At 73.2% G+C, this 13,408-nt stretch carries 12 protein-coding genes; 4 read left to right on the forward strand and 8 right to left on the reverse strand.

What is annotated here, in order from left to right; genetic code table 11:
* Positions 1–36 precede the first annotated feature (36 nt).
* Positions 37–1,323 (forward strand): serine--tRNA ligase, encoded by a 1,287-nt coding sequence (gene serS / locus ACWD5O_RS24770; RefSeq protein ID WP_354965482.1) that lies wholly within the window; start codon positions 37–39, stop codon positions 1,321–1,323.
* Here serS and ACWD5O_RS24775 read toward each other — a convergent pair.
* From ACWD5O_RS24775 to ACWD5O_RS24790, 4 genes are all read right to left on the reverse strand, one after another.
* The gene (locus ACWD5O_RS24775) at positions 1,320–2,234 is read right to left on the reverse strand and encodes a cytochrome c biogenesis CcdA family protein (RefSeq protein WP_450086743.1); all 915 of its coding nucleotides are present in this window, start codon (positions 2,232–2,234) and stop codon (positions 1,320–1,322) included. The genes serS and ACWD5O_RS24775 overlap by 4 nt on opposite strands.
* A 32-nt stretch (positions 2,235–2,266) precedes the next feature.
* Positions 2,267–2,863 carry a redoxin domain-containing protein gene (locus ACWD5O_RS24780; protein WP_450086695.1) on the reverse strand — a complete coding sequence of 199 codons (597 nt, stop codon included), beginning with the start codon at positions 2,861–2,863 and terminating at the stop codon, positions 2,267–2,269.
* Between the two features lie 70 nt (positions 2,864–2,933).
* A complete protein-coding gene (locus ACWD5O_RS24785; protein ID WP_450086696.1) occupies positions 2,934–4,400 on the reverse strand; it encodes an NADH-ubiquinone oxidoreductase-F iron-sulfur binding region domain-containing protein in 1,467 nt (488 codons plus the stop codon).
* A complete protein-coding gene (locus ACWD5O_RS24790) occupies positions 4,397–6,073 on the reverse strand; it encodes a hypothetical protein (protein WP_450086697.1) in 1,677 nt (558 codons plus the stop codon). The genes ACWD5O_RS24785 and ACWD5O_RS24790 overlap by 4 nt, the downstream gene beginning before the upstream one ends.
* A 274-nt stretch (positions 6,074–6,347) precedes the next feature.
* On the opposite strand from ACWD5O_RS24790, the gene ACWD5O_RS24795 reads away from it, so the two are divergent.
* Positions 6,348–7,793, forward strand: a complete 1,446-nt coding sequence (locus tag ACWD5O_RS24795; RefSeq protein ID WP_450086698.1) for an alpha amylase C-terminal domain-containing protein — start codon at positions 6,348–6,350, stop codon at positions 7,791–7,793.
* Between the two features lie 79 nt (positions 7,794–7,872).
* On the forward strand, positions 7,873–8,784 hold the full coding sequence (locus ACWD5O_RS24800) for a L,D-transpeptidase family protein (RefSeq protein ID WP_450086699.1): 912 nt from the start codon (positions 7,873–7,875) through the stop codon (positions 8,782–8,784).
* Positions 8,785–8,818: 34 nt separating this feature from the next.
* Here ACWD5O_RS24800 and ACWD5O_RS24805 read toward each other — a convergent pair whose 3' ends face one another.
* Genes ACWD5O_RS24805 through ACWD5O_RS24820 form a run of 4 tightly spaced genes read right to left on the reverse strand, consistent with a single transcriptional unit; the run spans position 8,819 to position 12,342 of the window.
* Positions 8,819–9,472, reverse strand: coding sequence for a response regulator transcription factor (locus ACWD5O_RS24805; protein ID WP_450086700.1), 654 nt, complete (start codon positions 9,470–9,472; stop codon positions 8,819–8,821).
* The gene (locus ACWD5O_RS24810; RefSeq protein WP_450086701.1) at positions 9,469–10,599 is read right to left on the reverse strand and encodes a sensor histidine kinase; all 1,131 of its coding nucleotides are present in this window, start codon (positions 10,597–10,599) and stop codon (positions 9,469–9,471) included. The genes ACWD5O_RS24805 and ACWD5O_RS24810 overlap by 4 nt, the downstream gene beginning before the upstream one ends.
* Positions 10,600–10,625: 26 nt before the next feature.
* Positions 10,626–11,441: an ABC transporter permease gene (locus ACWD5O_RS24815; protein WP_354965491.1), complete on the reverse strand. Its 816-nt coding sequence runs from the start codon at positions 11,439–11,441 to the stop codon at positions 10,626–10,628.
* Between the two features lies 1 nt (position 11,442).
* Positions 11,443–12,342 carry an ABC transporter ATP-binding protein gene (locus tag ACWD5O_RS24820; RefSeq protein WP_450086702.1) on the reverse strand — a complete coding sequence of 300 codons (900 nt, stop codon included), beginning with the start codon at positions 12,340–12,342 and terminating at the stop codon, positions 11,443–11,445.
* A 153-nt stretch (positions 12,343–12,495) separates the two neighbouring features.
* Here ACWD5O_RS24820 and ACWD5O_RS24825 point away from each other — a divergent pair, with 153 nt between their 5' ends.
* Positions 12,496–13,350 carry an alpha/beta hydrolase gene (locus ACWD5O_RS24825; RefSeq protein ID WP_450086703.1) on the forward strand — a complete coding sequence of 285 codons (855 nt, stop codon included), beginning with the start codon at positions 12,496–12,498 and terminating at the stop codon, positions 13,348–13,350.
* The last annotated feature ends 58 nt before the right edge of the window (positions 13,351–13,408 follow it).

Here is a 13,408-nt window from a genome sequence, read left to right on the forward strand (position 1 = left end):
GTCCACCTGACCCCGGACGGAGGCGTACGGAGCAGCATGCTCGACATGGAGTTGATCCGGAAGGATCGCGAGGCGGTGGCGACCGCGCTGGCGAAGCGACTGGATCCCGCCGAGGTCAACCTGGCCCTGGACGAGATCCAGCGGCTCGACCAGGAACGCCGCGCCCTCATCACGGAGATCGACGCGGAGCGGCAGCGCCGCAAGGCGGAAGCCCGGGCGTACGCGCAGGCGAAGCGTGCCGGCACCGAGCCGCAGGTCACCGCACCGGAGGCGGAGCGCAAGCAGCTCGCCGAGCTGGAGTCCCAGTTGGACGAGGTGCAGGCCCGGCTGCGGGACGCGATGAGCGAACTGCCGAACCTGCCCAGCGAGGACGTCCTCCCCGGCGGCAAGGAGGCGAACCGGGTCGTCAAGACCTTCGGTGAGCCGCCGGCCATCGAGAAGGTCCGTGACCACGTGGAGCTGTCCCGGGCGCTGGGCCTGGTCGACTACGAGCGCGGCGTCAAGCTCGGCGGCTCCGGCTTCTGGCTCTACACGGGGGTCGGCGCGCGGCTGGAGTGGGCGCTGCTGAACTACTTCATCGACCAGCACATCAGGGCCGGGTACGAGTTCCTGCTCCCGCCGCACCTGCTGCTCGACTCGGCCGGTTTCGCCGCCGGGCAGTTCCCCAAGTTCTACGACGACGTCTACCACCTGGACCGGGAGTCCGCCCCGCGCGGGCAGTTCCTGCTGCCCACCTCGGAGACGGCGATCCTCGGCGCGTACCAGGACGAGATCCTGGACACCACGAAGCTGCCGTTGAAGGCGTTCGCGTACACCCCGTGCTACCGGCGCGAGTCGGCCGGCTCGCACTCGGACGAGCGCGGCACGGTGCGCGGGCACCAGTTCAACAAGGTGGAGATCTTCCAGTTCACCCTGCCGGAGCAGGCCGACGCGGCGCTGGAGGAGATGCTCGCCCACGCGGAGAGCCTGGTGGAGGGGCTGGGCCTGCACTACCAGCGCACCCTGCTCTCCGCCGGTGACGCCAGCGCGTCGATGAAGAAGACCCTCGACATCGAGGTGTGGATGCCGAGCACCGGCAAGTACAAGGAGGTGTCGTCGGTCTCCTGGGCCGGCGACTACCAGGCCCGCCGGGCGGCCATCCGCTACCGCGAGCCGGGCGGCAAGCAGACCCGCTTCGTGCACACCCTCAACGGCTCGGCGCTGGCCACCAGCCGGCTCTTCCCGGCCATCCTGGAGCAGTACCAGCAGGCCGACGGCTCGGTGCTGATCCCCGAGGTCCTCCGCGACCGCATGGGCACCGACCGTCTGACCCCGCTGCGCTAGCCGATCCGTTCGACGGGGGCCGGGTCCACCCCGGCCCCCGTCGGCGTATCCGGCGGTGCCGTCGTGCGCTCGGCCACCACGTTAGGAAGGGACCCTTTCTCTACCGCAGGCGTTAAAGTGCCCTTCCTAACGCGCACGCGCACGCCCACCGCGGCGAGCAGGACGAGGGCGGCGAGCAGCGCCGCCGGGCCGAGCGTGTCGAGGGTGTCGGCGAGGGCGTGCTGCACCTGGGCCGCCACCCGGATCACCGGATCTTCCAGGGCGTCGCGGCGGCCGGCGGCCAGCCGCAGCTCGTACCAGCCGTACCAGGCGACGTACCCGCCGGTCAGCAGCAGCACCAGGCCGCTGAGCCGGGGCACCAACGCGCCGGAGACGCGCAGCCGGGCCACCAGCCCGTCGCGCAGCAGCGCCACGCCGAGCGCGGCGACCGCGACCACCAGCCCCATCCCGAGGGCGTACGCGCCGAACAGCGCCAGCCCGCGGCCGGTCGAGCCGGCCTGGAGGCTGGTCACCACGATGGCCAGGAACGGCGCGATGGCGCAGCCGAGCGAGGCCAATGCGTACGCCGCGCCGAACAGCGCCATCGACGGCCAGGAACGGGTCAGCCGGGGCGCCCGGGCGGACCAGCCGGGGGCGGGCAGCCGCCGGCCGGCGAGCAGCCAGCACCCGGCCGCCACCAGCAGCAGCCCCAGCGCCACGGTCAGCCACGGCAACCGGGGCCGCAGCCAGCCGGCCAGCGGCGCGAGCGCGAGGCCGAAGGCGCCGAAGACCAGGACGTACCCCAGGGTCAGCCCGGCCGCCGCGGTGAGCGCGCGGCCGACCGCGCCGCGGGCGTCCGGTGCCCCGGCGACCAGCAGCGAGAGGTACGCGGGCAGCAACGCGAAGCCGCACGGGTTGACCGCGCCGAGCATGCCGGCGGTCAGCGCGAGCAGCAGCGGGGCGGTCACGCCCCGGCCAGCGCGGTGACCCGGGCGGTGAGCGCCTCACCGTCCAGGAAGCCCTGGTGGACGACCTTGCCATCCCGATCGATGATCAGGAAGGTGCTCTGCTCGGTCACCTTGAACCGACGCCACAGCGCGCCGGCGCGGTCGTCGATCTGCGGCGTCCCGGCAAGCTCGAACTCGGTGACGAAGTCCTTCATCGCCCGCTGTTCGCCGAGGCCCGCGACGCCGACGATCGGCACGGTGTCCCGGAAACGGGGCGCGATCTCGGCCACCGTCCAGGCCTGGCTGGCGCAGGTGGCGCACCACGGAGCCCAGAACCACAGCACCACCGGGCGGCCGGCCAGCTGCGCCGCGTCGAACGCGGCGCCGGTGAGGGTGGTTCCGGTGAAGCGCAGGGTGTCCGGGACCCGCGCCGGAGTCGGGGCGGCGGTCGGCGAGCCGGTCGCGGCAGCGGTGGTGGCGGCGGGCGCGGTGCCGGCGGCCGCCGGTGGCGGGGCGGCCGTACCGGTGCAGGAGACCGCGCCGAGCAGCGCCGCGACCAGCGCGGCGGCGGTGCCGGCCCGACGTGGTCCCCTCCGTGCGTGCCAGCTGCGCATCCGCGTCTCCCTCCACAGTCGTTAGGAAGGGCCCCTTCCTATGCACCAGGTGTTAAGAAGGTGCCCTTCCTTACTCGGCCTTCGCGAGTCGGAGGGCGAGCTCCGGGCAGAGCTTGACCGCCTTCAGCGCGCCCTCCCGCAGCCAGGTCGGCACCGGGGTGGGCGGGAAGGCGGGGTAACCGTTGGCGTCGAGCCGGATGAAGTCGGGCACCACGTGCGCGCAGAGCCCGTGCCCGTCGCAGCGCGACCAGTCCAGGGTGAGCTTCTGCGGGTTCCCGTCGGGGGCGCCCGGCAGCCCCATCACGCCCTTGACCCGCCGGCCGCAGCCGTCGCCGGTGCTGTGCAACCGCAGGTCGTCGGCGAAGACCTCGATCGCGGACAGGGCGAACCGGGCGGTGCCGTCCGGGTGGCTGCACGCACCGCGCCCCTTCACCTCACCGGCGGCGGCCCGCACCACGTCCGCCGGTTGGCTGCCGGCGACCGCCAGGTCCACCGCGCGGGCCAGGTCGGGCAGGCCCATCTTGCACGGTCCGCACTGGCCGGCGGACTCGCCGGCCAGGTAGCGCACCACCTGGGCGGCCTCACCGAGCGGGCAGGTGTCGACGCCGAGCGGGACGATGATGCCCGCGCCGAGGGTGGCGCCGACCGCGGCCAGGCCCTTGCGGGAGACCTCGGCCTTCTCCGCCGCCTCCGGAGTGATCCACTTGCCGTGGTAGCCGCCCATCAGGATGCCCTGGATGTCCGGGACCTCGCACAGGTCGAGGACGTCGCGCAGCGGCATGCCGGCGGTGCACTCCACCACGGCCGGCCGGGCCGCCGCGCCGGTCACGGTGAGCAGCACCGTGCCCGGCTCGTCGTCGGTGCCGAGCGCCGAGTACTCGTACGGGCCGAGTCGCGCACCGACGGCGAGCTGGGCGTACGTCTCGGCGTTGGACAGCAGGGTGGGCAGACCGCTGACCCCGGAGTCGCTGGAGCGCTTCTTGGTACCGGGCGGGATGTGCGGCAGCCCGTTGATGCCGTTGACCAGTGCGCCACCCTCGCCGGAGATGAACCGGTGCGGCACGGTGACGATGGTCGTCGGCACCGGCATCCGGCGCTCCTCCAGCGCCTCCATCAGCGAGTCCCGGCCGACCCCGTCATCCGCCACACCGATCACGATCTCGTCGGCGTCCAGCGCGTACGCGGCCAGCGCCGCGCCGTCGAGGATCAGGTGCGGTGCGCGGGTCAGCAGCACCTTGTCCTTCCAGCTGGCGGGCTCCCCCTCGGTGGCGTTGACGACCACCACTGCGGCGAGGTCCTGCCGTTCGCAGGACTCCAGCACCGCGCGCAGCTTGCGGGCGAACGGGAAACCCGCCCCGCCCTTGCCCTTGAGCTGCATGCCTTCGGCGAGCCTGAGCAGCTGGGCGGGCTCCATCGGGCCGATCGGCCCGTGCACCTCGTCGTGCGCGGCCAGGTCCAGCCGACCGAACTCGGCGAACCCGGCGGTGAGCCGGGGCTCACCGACGCAGGCCACCGGAGGCACGGTCGTACGCATCACTTCGCCTCACCCCGCAGCCCGGCCCAGTACGCCCCGTCCACGGCGTCGGCGCTGGCCTTGCGGCGCTTGGACCGGCTCTCGCCGGAGGCCCGCCGCGCCCGGCGCGACGCCAGGTCGACCAGGGTGGGGGTGTCGTCGACGGGCGGCGCGACGTCCTCCGGCAGGTACCGGGCCGGCGGGCGCCAGTAGTCCGGCTCCTCCGGCAGGTCGTCCTCAACGCTGTGCCGGCCGCTGCCGCTGCGCGGCGCCGCGGAGATCGGCCCAGCGGAGATCGGCTCCGCAGAGACCGGGCCAGCCGAGATCGGCTCCGCGGCCTGCCACCGCCGCGGGCTGTCCCACGGCTCCTCGGGCTCCTCCGCCGTCCGTCGGGGCGGGGCCGAGTACCGGCTGCCGTCGTCCTCGGCGCGGGACCGGCGGGTGGACCGCTCGGCGACCGGCTCCTCGACCGGCGCGCTGCCCCGCCGCCGCCGGGTCGGGGCCGCCTCGTCCCGGTCCCGGGTGCGCTCGCCGCGGCGCCGGGCCGCCGGCTCCAGTTCCTCCTCGTCGCGCCGGCGGGGCTCGTCCACGTCCCGCCGGGTCGACCGGCGGGCCGCCGGCTCCAGCTCGTCGCGCCGGCCGCGCGCGGCCCGTTCGGTGCCCCGGCGGGCCGCTGGCTCCTCGTCCCGCTGGCGCCGGCTGGGCCGGGCGGGCTCGGTGAGCGAGCCCGGTTCGGGCACCACCGGCACGGTGAACCGGTCGGGGTCGCGGGGCCGGGCGGTGGCCGGTGCGGCCCACGTGGCGGTGGTGGTCTCCGCCCAGGCGGGACGCTTCTCCGCGCCGGTTTCGCGGCGACGGCTCAGCCCGGTCCGCAGCGACCGGCCGCGGCCCTCCTCGCTGGTCCGGCCGGCCATCGCCGCGTTCCGCACCGCGGCCTGGTGCTGCTCGCGGCTACGCCGGCCGATGGTGACCGAGAGCCGGACCAGCAGCGCCAGCACGACCAGCAGGACGCAGCCGAGATAGCTGAACACCACCCAGGACTTCGCGGCCCGGCCGGCGTTGAGGCCGTGGAACAGCGCGAACGGCCAGGCGACGTACGCCGTGGAGTGCAGCGCGCGCCACAGCCACTTCGGACCGACGTCGGCGAAGCGGGCGCGGATGATGCCGGTCCAGATCACGCTGACCATCAGCAGGGCGGCCACCGTGCCGAGCCCGACGTAGAGCCCTCCGCCGCCGACGAACGGCACCAGCGCGTCGGTCGCCGCCGCCCGGCCGGTGGCGATCTTGGTGAGCACGTGGAAGAGCAGTCCGGCGACGCCGAGCACACCGGTGGCCCGGTGCGCCGACTGCAACAGCACCCGGTGCGCGATGCGCAGCACGAGGCGGTCGGTGGCGAGCAGGCCGAGCATGACGGTGAGGCTCAGCGACACCAGGGCGATCACACCGGCGAAGAACTCGGTGAAGAAGAACCCGTAGGCGTACGCCTTCTGACCCGCGCCGGTCAGCATGGTCGCCGCCCAGAGCGCGGCGAGCGCCGACGCGATCAGCAGGGTGGTCGCCGACCGTGACCGGGTTCGCACCCCCCGACTGCTGGCGCTGGTCCGGACGGGGGGCGCCTTTTGGTTCTGCTTTGCCCGGGCCATCTGCTCCTCGATCGTCTCGCGGCGGCGCACCACCGGCCGACCCTGCTCCCTCATCCAGTACGGACCGAAGGGGCGCGCGGATCACCCCGGGATGGAAATTTCTGGGCCGGATCGAACCAACCGCCGCCGGGACGCGTGTAGCGGGGACCGCCGGGGCGCGGAGCCGCCACGCGACAGGGCGGGAAGGGCAGTGATAGATGTCCATGCGTTGACAGTGCCTGCAACACGCTTGTAACCTTTCGGAAAATTTCAGTCGTGGTTGCAAGATTCCGGCAACCAGGCTGCTCCCCCGCCGCACCACCACCCCCATCCCCCGTCAGGAGTCCCGATGCACCGACGTCGAAGCGGCTCAGCGATCCTCGCCCTCGGCCTGCTTGCCAGCCTGCTCGTTCCCACCACCGTGACGGCTCCCCCGGCCGTCGCCGCCCCGCCCGGCGGCAAGAAGGTCATCGTCCAGCTCTTCGAGTGGAACTGGCCGTCGGTGGCCAGCGAGTGCCAGAGCACACTCGGGCCGAAGGGCTACGGCTACGTCCAGGTCTCGCCCCCGCAGGAACACGTGCGGGGCAACCAGTGGTGGCTGGCGTACCAGCCGGTCAGCTACCGGATCGAGTCACGCAAGGGCACCCGGGCCCAGTTCCAGTCGATGGTGAACACCTGCCACGCGGCCGGGGTCAAGGTGATCGTCGACGCGGTCATGAACCACATGTCCGGTCAGGACAACGGCGGCACCGGCTGGGCCGGCTCGTCCTACTCGCACTACGACTACCCGGGCATCTACCAGACCCAGGACTTCCACCACTGCGGCCGCAACGGCGGCGACGACATCGCGAACTACAACGACCGGTACGAGGTGCAGAACTGCGAGCTGGTCAACCTCTCCGACCTGAAGACCGAGTCGGACTACGTCCGTACGAAGATCGCGTCGTACCTCAACGACCTGCTCTCCCTCGGCGTGGACGGGTTCCGGTTGGACGCCAGCAAGCACATGCCGGCGGCCGACATCGCCGCGATCAGGGGCAAGCTCTCCCGCTCGGCGTACATCGTGCAGGAGGTCATTTACGGCGCCGGCGAGCCGATCCAACCGACCGAGTACACCGGCAACGGTGACGTGCACGAGTTCCGCTACGGCAAGGACCTGGCCCGGGTGTTCCGCTCCGAACGGCTGGCGTACCTGCGCAACTTCGGCGAGGGCTGGGGGCACCTTCCCACCGGGCCGTCCTCGGTGTTCGTGGACAATCACGACACCCAGCGCGACGCGGGCGGGGTGCTCACGTACCGGGACCGCGGGATCTACGCCCTCGCGAACGCCTTCATGCTGGCCTGGCCGTACGGCTCGCCGACGGTCATGTCCAGCTACACCTTCAGCAACCGGGACGCCGGCCCGCCCTCGGACGGCGCCAACAAGACGCTGAAGACCACCTGCTACTCCGGTTGGGAGTGCGAGCACCGCTGGCCGGTGATCGCCAACATGGTCGGCTTCCGCAACGCCACCGAGGGCGCCGGCGTGGCCAACTGGTACGACAACGGCAACAACCACATCGCGTTCAGCCGCAGCGGCAAGGGTTTCATCACGGTCAACGACGAGGACTCCGCGGTGAACGGGCGCTCGTACTACACGGGGCTGCCCGCCGGCCGGTACTGCGACGTCATCCACGGCACGTACGCGGGCGGCACGTGCAGTGGCCCGGTGATCACGGTGGACGGTAACGGTTGGTTCGCCGCCAACGTGCCCGCGCACGACGCCGTGGCCATCCACGTCGGCGCGCGCGTCTGAGCACCGCACGGAAGGTGCCCTTGTTATCGCCTTTTGTGTAGCAAGGGCACCTTCCTAACAGGTCAGATACAGTGGTTTCGTGCCGTTTGACCGAATGACCCCGTCCCGCCGCCGGGGCGGCTGGGTGGCCGCCGCCGTCGCCGTGGCCGCGCTGCTGATCGCCGCGCTGCTGGTCGGCCAGGCCCTCACGCCGCGCTCGACGACCGCCGACCGACCTGTCGCGGCGGCGCCCGATCCGACGCCGAGCAGCATCGAGCAGAGCCCCGAGGAACCGGTGCCGTCGGCGGCGCCCGCCCCGGACGGGCTACCGGTCGTCGACTACGACCCCGCCCCCAAGGGGTTTCCCGCCGATCCGGCCACCATGGACACCACGCCCCTGACCGAGGGTGTGCACCCGACCCGGCGGATCGCCGCGTACGACGCGCCCGGCGGACGTCCGCTGGCCTTCCTCGAACCGACGCTCGCCGGTGTCGAGCTGACGGTGCCGATCGCCGAAGAACGCCTCGGCTGGACGGCCGTCCTGCTCCCGTCGGCCAACCGGCGGCTCGCCTGGCTGCCGTCCGGCGGGTTCGACACCGTGGCCCTGCGCGACCAGATCGTGGTGGAGCGCAAGGTGCACCGGCTCACCTGGTACCGGGCCGGCAAGGCGGTGCGCTCCTGGCAGACCAGCCTCGGGCAGGAAGGACAGGAGACCCCGCTCGGGCGGACCTTCATCCTGGGCCGCACCCCGCCACCGCAGGACGTCTACGGCGGGGTGGACATCTACGCCCTCGGCTCGGTGCCCGACGACCCGGAGTCGGTGCCGACCGGGCTGCGTGGCGCGCACATCGGGCTGCACACCTGGTACCACGACGGCGAGCTGGGCGAGAACACCACCAACGGCTGCATCCGGGTCACCCGCAGCGGCCAGCGGGAGCTGCTCGCGGAGGTCCGCCCCGGCAGCAGCCTGGTGGTCGTCGACCAGCTTCCCACCCCGCCGCCCACGGCCTGAGCGAACGCCGCTCAACGGCTTGAGCGAACGCCGCTCACTCGCCGAGCAGCCAGCCATTCCGCTCGGCGATGCGGACCGCCTCGGCCCGGTTGCGGGCGCCGGTCTTGCCGATCGCCGCCGAGAGATGGTTGCGCACCGTCCCGTCGGACAGGTGCAGCTCCCCCGCCAGGTCGGAGACGGTGCCACCGGCGCGGGCCGCCCGAAGCACCTCGGTCTCCCGCTCGGTCAACGGGCTGGCACCGGTGGCCAGGGTCTCCGCCGCCAGCGTCGGGTCGACCACCCGCAGGCCGGCGTGCACCCGACGGACCGCCTCGGCGAGTTGCCGGGCCGGGGTGTCCTTGACCACGAAGCCGTTCGCGCCGGCCTCCATCGCCCGACGCAGGTAGCCGGGCCGACCGAAGGTGGTCACCACCAGCACCCGGCAGGCCGGCAACGCGGCGCGTAGCGCGGCGGCGGCGGCGATCCCGTCCAGGCCAGGCATCTCCACGTCCAGCAGAGCCACGTCGGGGGTGGTTCGGAGTGCCTCCGGCACCACCTCGTCGCCCCGGCCGACCTCGGCCACCACGGTCAGATCTGGCTCCAGCGAGAGCAGCGCGGCGAGCGCGCCACGGACCAGCGCCTGGTCGTCGGCGAGCAGCAACCGGATCGGCGCGCCCGGCGCGGGCGTACCACCGGCGGGGCCGCTCATCGGGCCTCCGTCGGCGCGTGTACCCGCAGCAGGAAGCCGCTTCCGTCCGGACGGCGACCCACGGACACCACGGCGTCCAGCCCTCGCGCCCGCTCCCGCAGACCGACCAGCCCGTGCCCGGAGACGTCGGAAGTGGACGGACCCCGGCCGTCGTCACTCACCTCGACCCGGTCCGGTTGCACCCGGATCGTGCAGCACCGCGCCTCGCTGTGCCGGACCACGTTGGTCACCCCTTCCCGAACCGTCCAACCGAACAACCGGTCCCACTCGTCCGGCAGCGCCGGCACCTCGCCCGGCAGCTCCGCGGCGATGCCCGCCGCGGCCAGCGCGGAACGGGCGCCCGCCAGCTCCCTGGCGAGGGTCACCTCGCGGTACGCCCCGACCGTCTGCCGCACGTCCGCCAGCGCCGCCCGGGCCAGGCACTCCACCTCGGCGATCTCGGCAGCGGCCCGGTCCCGGTCCACCTCGATCAGCCGGCCGGCCAACTCGGCCTTGATCGCCACCACCGTCAGCGAGTGCCCGAGGATGTCGTGCAGGTCGCGGGCCGTGCGGACCCGCTCCTCGGCGACCGCGAGCCGGCGGATCTCCTGCTGGGCGGCCTGCAGCTGACTGTTGCGCTGGGCCAGCCGGGACACCCCGAACATGGCGAACGAGGCGAGCAGCACCGCGAAGACGATGGTGTTCTCGGCCTCCCACCCCGGCACCAGCCAGGACGCCAGCACCGGGGTCAGCGCGCAGAGCGCCACGGCCAGCGACGCCCCCCGGCCCGGCAGCAGGAACACCGCCGCGGCGGCCACGTAGACCAGGGTGACCAGCCAGTCCCCACCGGCGCCCGGGATGCTGGCCAGGCCCACCAGGAGCAGTAGCAGCAGCCCCGCCCGCGCCCGGCCCACCGGGATCGGAGTGAGCGACTCGCGCAGCTGGCGGGCCCACTGGAACAGCAGCACGTAGCCGACGCCGAAGGCGAGCAGCGCGGCCACGCCGACGACCCGCCGCCAGGGCTGTGGCTGGTGCAGCGTGGTGGCGAGCGGCACGTTGAGGAAGAACAGCCACACCGCCGCCAGCAGCCAACCGGTGAGCCGCCAGTGGCGGCTCGCCGGCCGGGGGTGGCTTGTCGAGAGATCCATCGGGTCCACGCTAACGGTCGGAGCGGTCAGACCCGAGCGGTGTCCCGGCGGAACAGCCGGGCCGCGCCGACGCCGAAGACCAGGGCCCAGCAGGCGATGTTGGCCACCGCGGCCATGCTCACCCCTTCACCGGTCAGCGGGGCGCGGGACAGCTCGCCCACGCCGTACACCGGGGTGAACCGGGCGACGTGCTGGAGCACGTCCGGCAGCACCTCGAGCGGGACGAAGAGTCCGCCGAACATGGCCAGCACGGCCAGGATCGGGCCGATGAACTGCATGACGTTCTCGGCCGGCACCAGATAGCCCATGAAGAGGCCGAACGCGGCGAAGACCAGCGAGCCGACCCAGGCGGCGAGCCCGGCCAGCAGCCAGACGTGCATCGGGATGCGGACGCCGGCGGCGGCGCCCACCAGGAACTCGACGACGACCGCGAGCAGGCCGAGGGCCATCGCGGTGATCAGCTTGGTGGCCACGTACGCGGTCGGGCGCAGCGGGGTGAGCCGCAGCTGCCGACTCCAGCCCAGCGCCCGCTCGGTGGCCACCGCGCCGCCGGCGCTGGTGGTCGCCACCATGGCCGCGTAGACGGCCAGGCTGATCATCACGTACGCGGTCACCGGGCGGCCGTTGTCCAGCGACTGCCCGCCCTGCGGCAGGCCGAAGATGAGGAAGAAGACACCCGGCATGATCAGTGTGAACGCGAGCGTGCGGCGGTTGCGCAGCACCCTGCGCAGCTCGATGCGCAGGACGGCCGGGGCGAACCCGCCCAGGGCGGGCAGCCGGCGGTCCGGTTCGGTGGGCCGGTCGGCACGGGTGGCGGCGGGGGTGGCCGGCAGGGTGGTCATCTCAGGCTCCGGTGTGCTCGGTGGTCAGGGCGAGGAAGGCGTCCTCGAGGTTGCGGGAGGTGATCTCCACGTCTCGGGCCGCGGTCCGGGTGAGCAGGTGTCGGGCGATCGCGTCCGAGTCGCCGGTGCGCACCAGCACGCTGTCGCCGCGTACCTCGACGGCGTCGACGCCGGGCAGCGCGGCGAGGGCGGCCTGGTCGGCACCGGGCAGGGTGGCCCGGACGGTGCGGCCGGCGGCCAGGTTCTTGATCTCCGCGGTGGTGCCGTCGGCGACGACGCGCCCCTGCCGCACCAGCACGATCCGGTCGGCGTACGCGTCCGCCTCATCCAGGTAGTGGGTGGCGAAGATGACGGTTCGTCCGGCGCGCGCGTCGCGGCGCAGAGCCTGCCAGAAGTCCCGTCGACCCTCGACGTCCATGCCGGTGGTCGGCTCGTCGAGCACCATCAGATCCGGGTCCGGCAGCAGTGCGAGCGCGAAGCGCAGCCGCTGCTGCTGGCCGCCGGAGCAGCGTCCGACCACCCGGTCGGCGATGTCGGCGATGCCGGCCCGCTCCAGCACCTCCGTCGCCGGGCGGGTGTGCCGGTAGAAGTGCGAGGTCATCTGGACGGTCTCACCGACGGTGAGGTCCTTGAGCAGTCCGCCCGTCTGGAGCACGGCGGCGACCCGGCCCCGGGCCACCGCGTCGTCCGGGGTGCCGCCGAGGAGGCGGACCGTGCCCGCGTCCGGACGGGCCAGCCCGAGCAGCATGTCGATGGTGGTGGTCTTGCCCGCGCCGTTGGGGCCGAGGAACGCCACCACCTCGCCGGGCTGCACCCGCAGGCTCAGCCCGTGAACCGCGGTGACGGCGCCGAAGGTCTTGGTGAGGCCGTCGAGTTCGACGGCCGGGTGCGTACTGGTCATGTCAGCCATGCTCCGGCCGCGCGGGGTGCGGTACCCGGAGCGGTCGTCACGTTCCGGCCGTGACATTTGTCAGGGGCCGTCCGCGCGACACGGAGCGTGACGCCCGCAGGAGCGGGTAACCGCCGGGCCGGACGCCGCGACAGGGGGAACGCGATGGGTGCCACGCCGCAGGGCCGAACCGACACGATCGTGCTGATCCACGGGCTCTGGATGACCCCCCGCAGCTGGGAGGGTTGGGCCGAGCGGTACAACGCGCGTGGCATGCACGTCATCGTCCCCGCCTGGCCCGGGATGGACCGGTCCGTCGAGCAGTTGCGCGACGATCCCCGGCCGATCGCCGAGCAGAGCATCGCCACGATCGTCGCGCACTACGATCGGATCATCCGGGCGCTGCCCCGACCGCCGATCATCATGGGGCACTCGTTCGGCGGGCTGATCACCCAACTCCTGGTCGACCGTGGGCTCGGCTCGGCGGCGGTGGGAGTGCACCCCGCGCAGGTGAAGGGGGTGCTCAAGGTGCCCCTGAGTCAGCTGCGCTCCGGCTTCCCGATCCTGCGCAGCCCCGCCAACCGGCACAAGGCCGTCCCGTTCACCCCGGACGACTTCGCCTACACGTTCGGCAACGCGATGAGCCGCGAAGACTCCGACCGGGCCTGGCAGCGCTACGCCGTCCCCGGTGCGGGGCGGGTGTACTTCGAAGGCGCGTTCGCCAACCTCGACCCGCGCTCACCCACCCGCGTCGACGCCGGGCGCGACGACCGCGCGCCGCTGCTGCTGATGGCCGGCGAGGTCGACCACGTGGTGCCGCCGTCGGTGGTCCGCGCCAACGCCACGCTCTACCAGAAGTCCCGGGCGCTCACCGCGTACCAGGAGTTCCCCGGCCGGTCACACTTCACCGTCGGACAGGACGGCTGGGAGCCGATCGCCGACTACGCGCTGGACTGGGCGCTACGGGCGGCTGCGCTGCCCCGGGAGGCGACAATCGCCAGCGAGAGCCCGCGCCGCTGACCTTGCACAGCGCCGGCGGGCTCTCGAGCGCATGGGCGGGCCGAGCGCGGGTAACGGG

It is taken from the genome of Micromonospora sp. NPDC005161 (assembly GCF_053599855.1).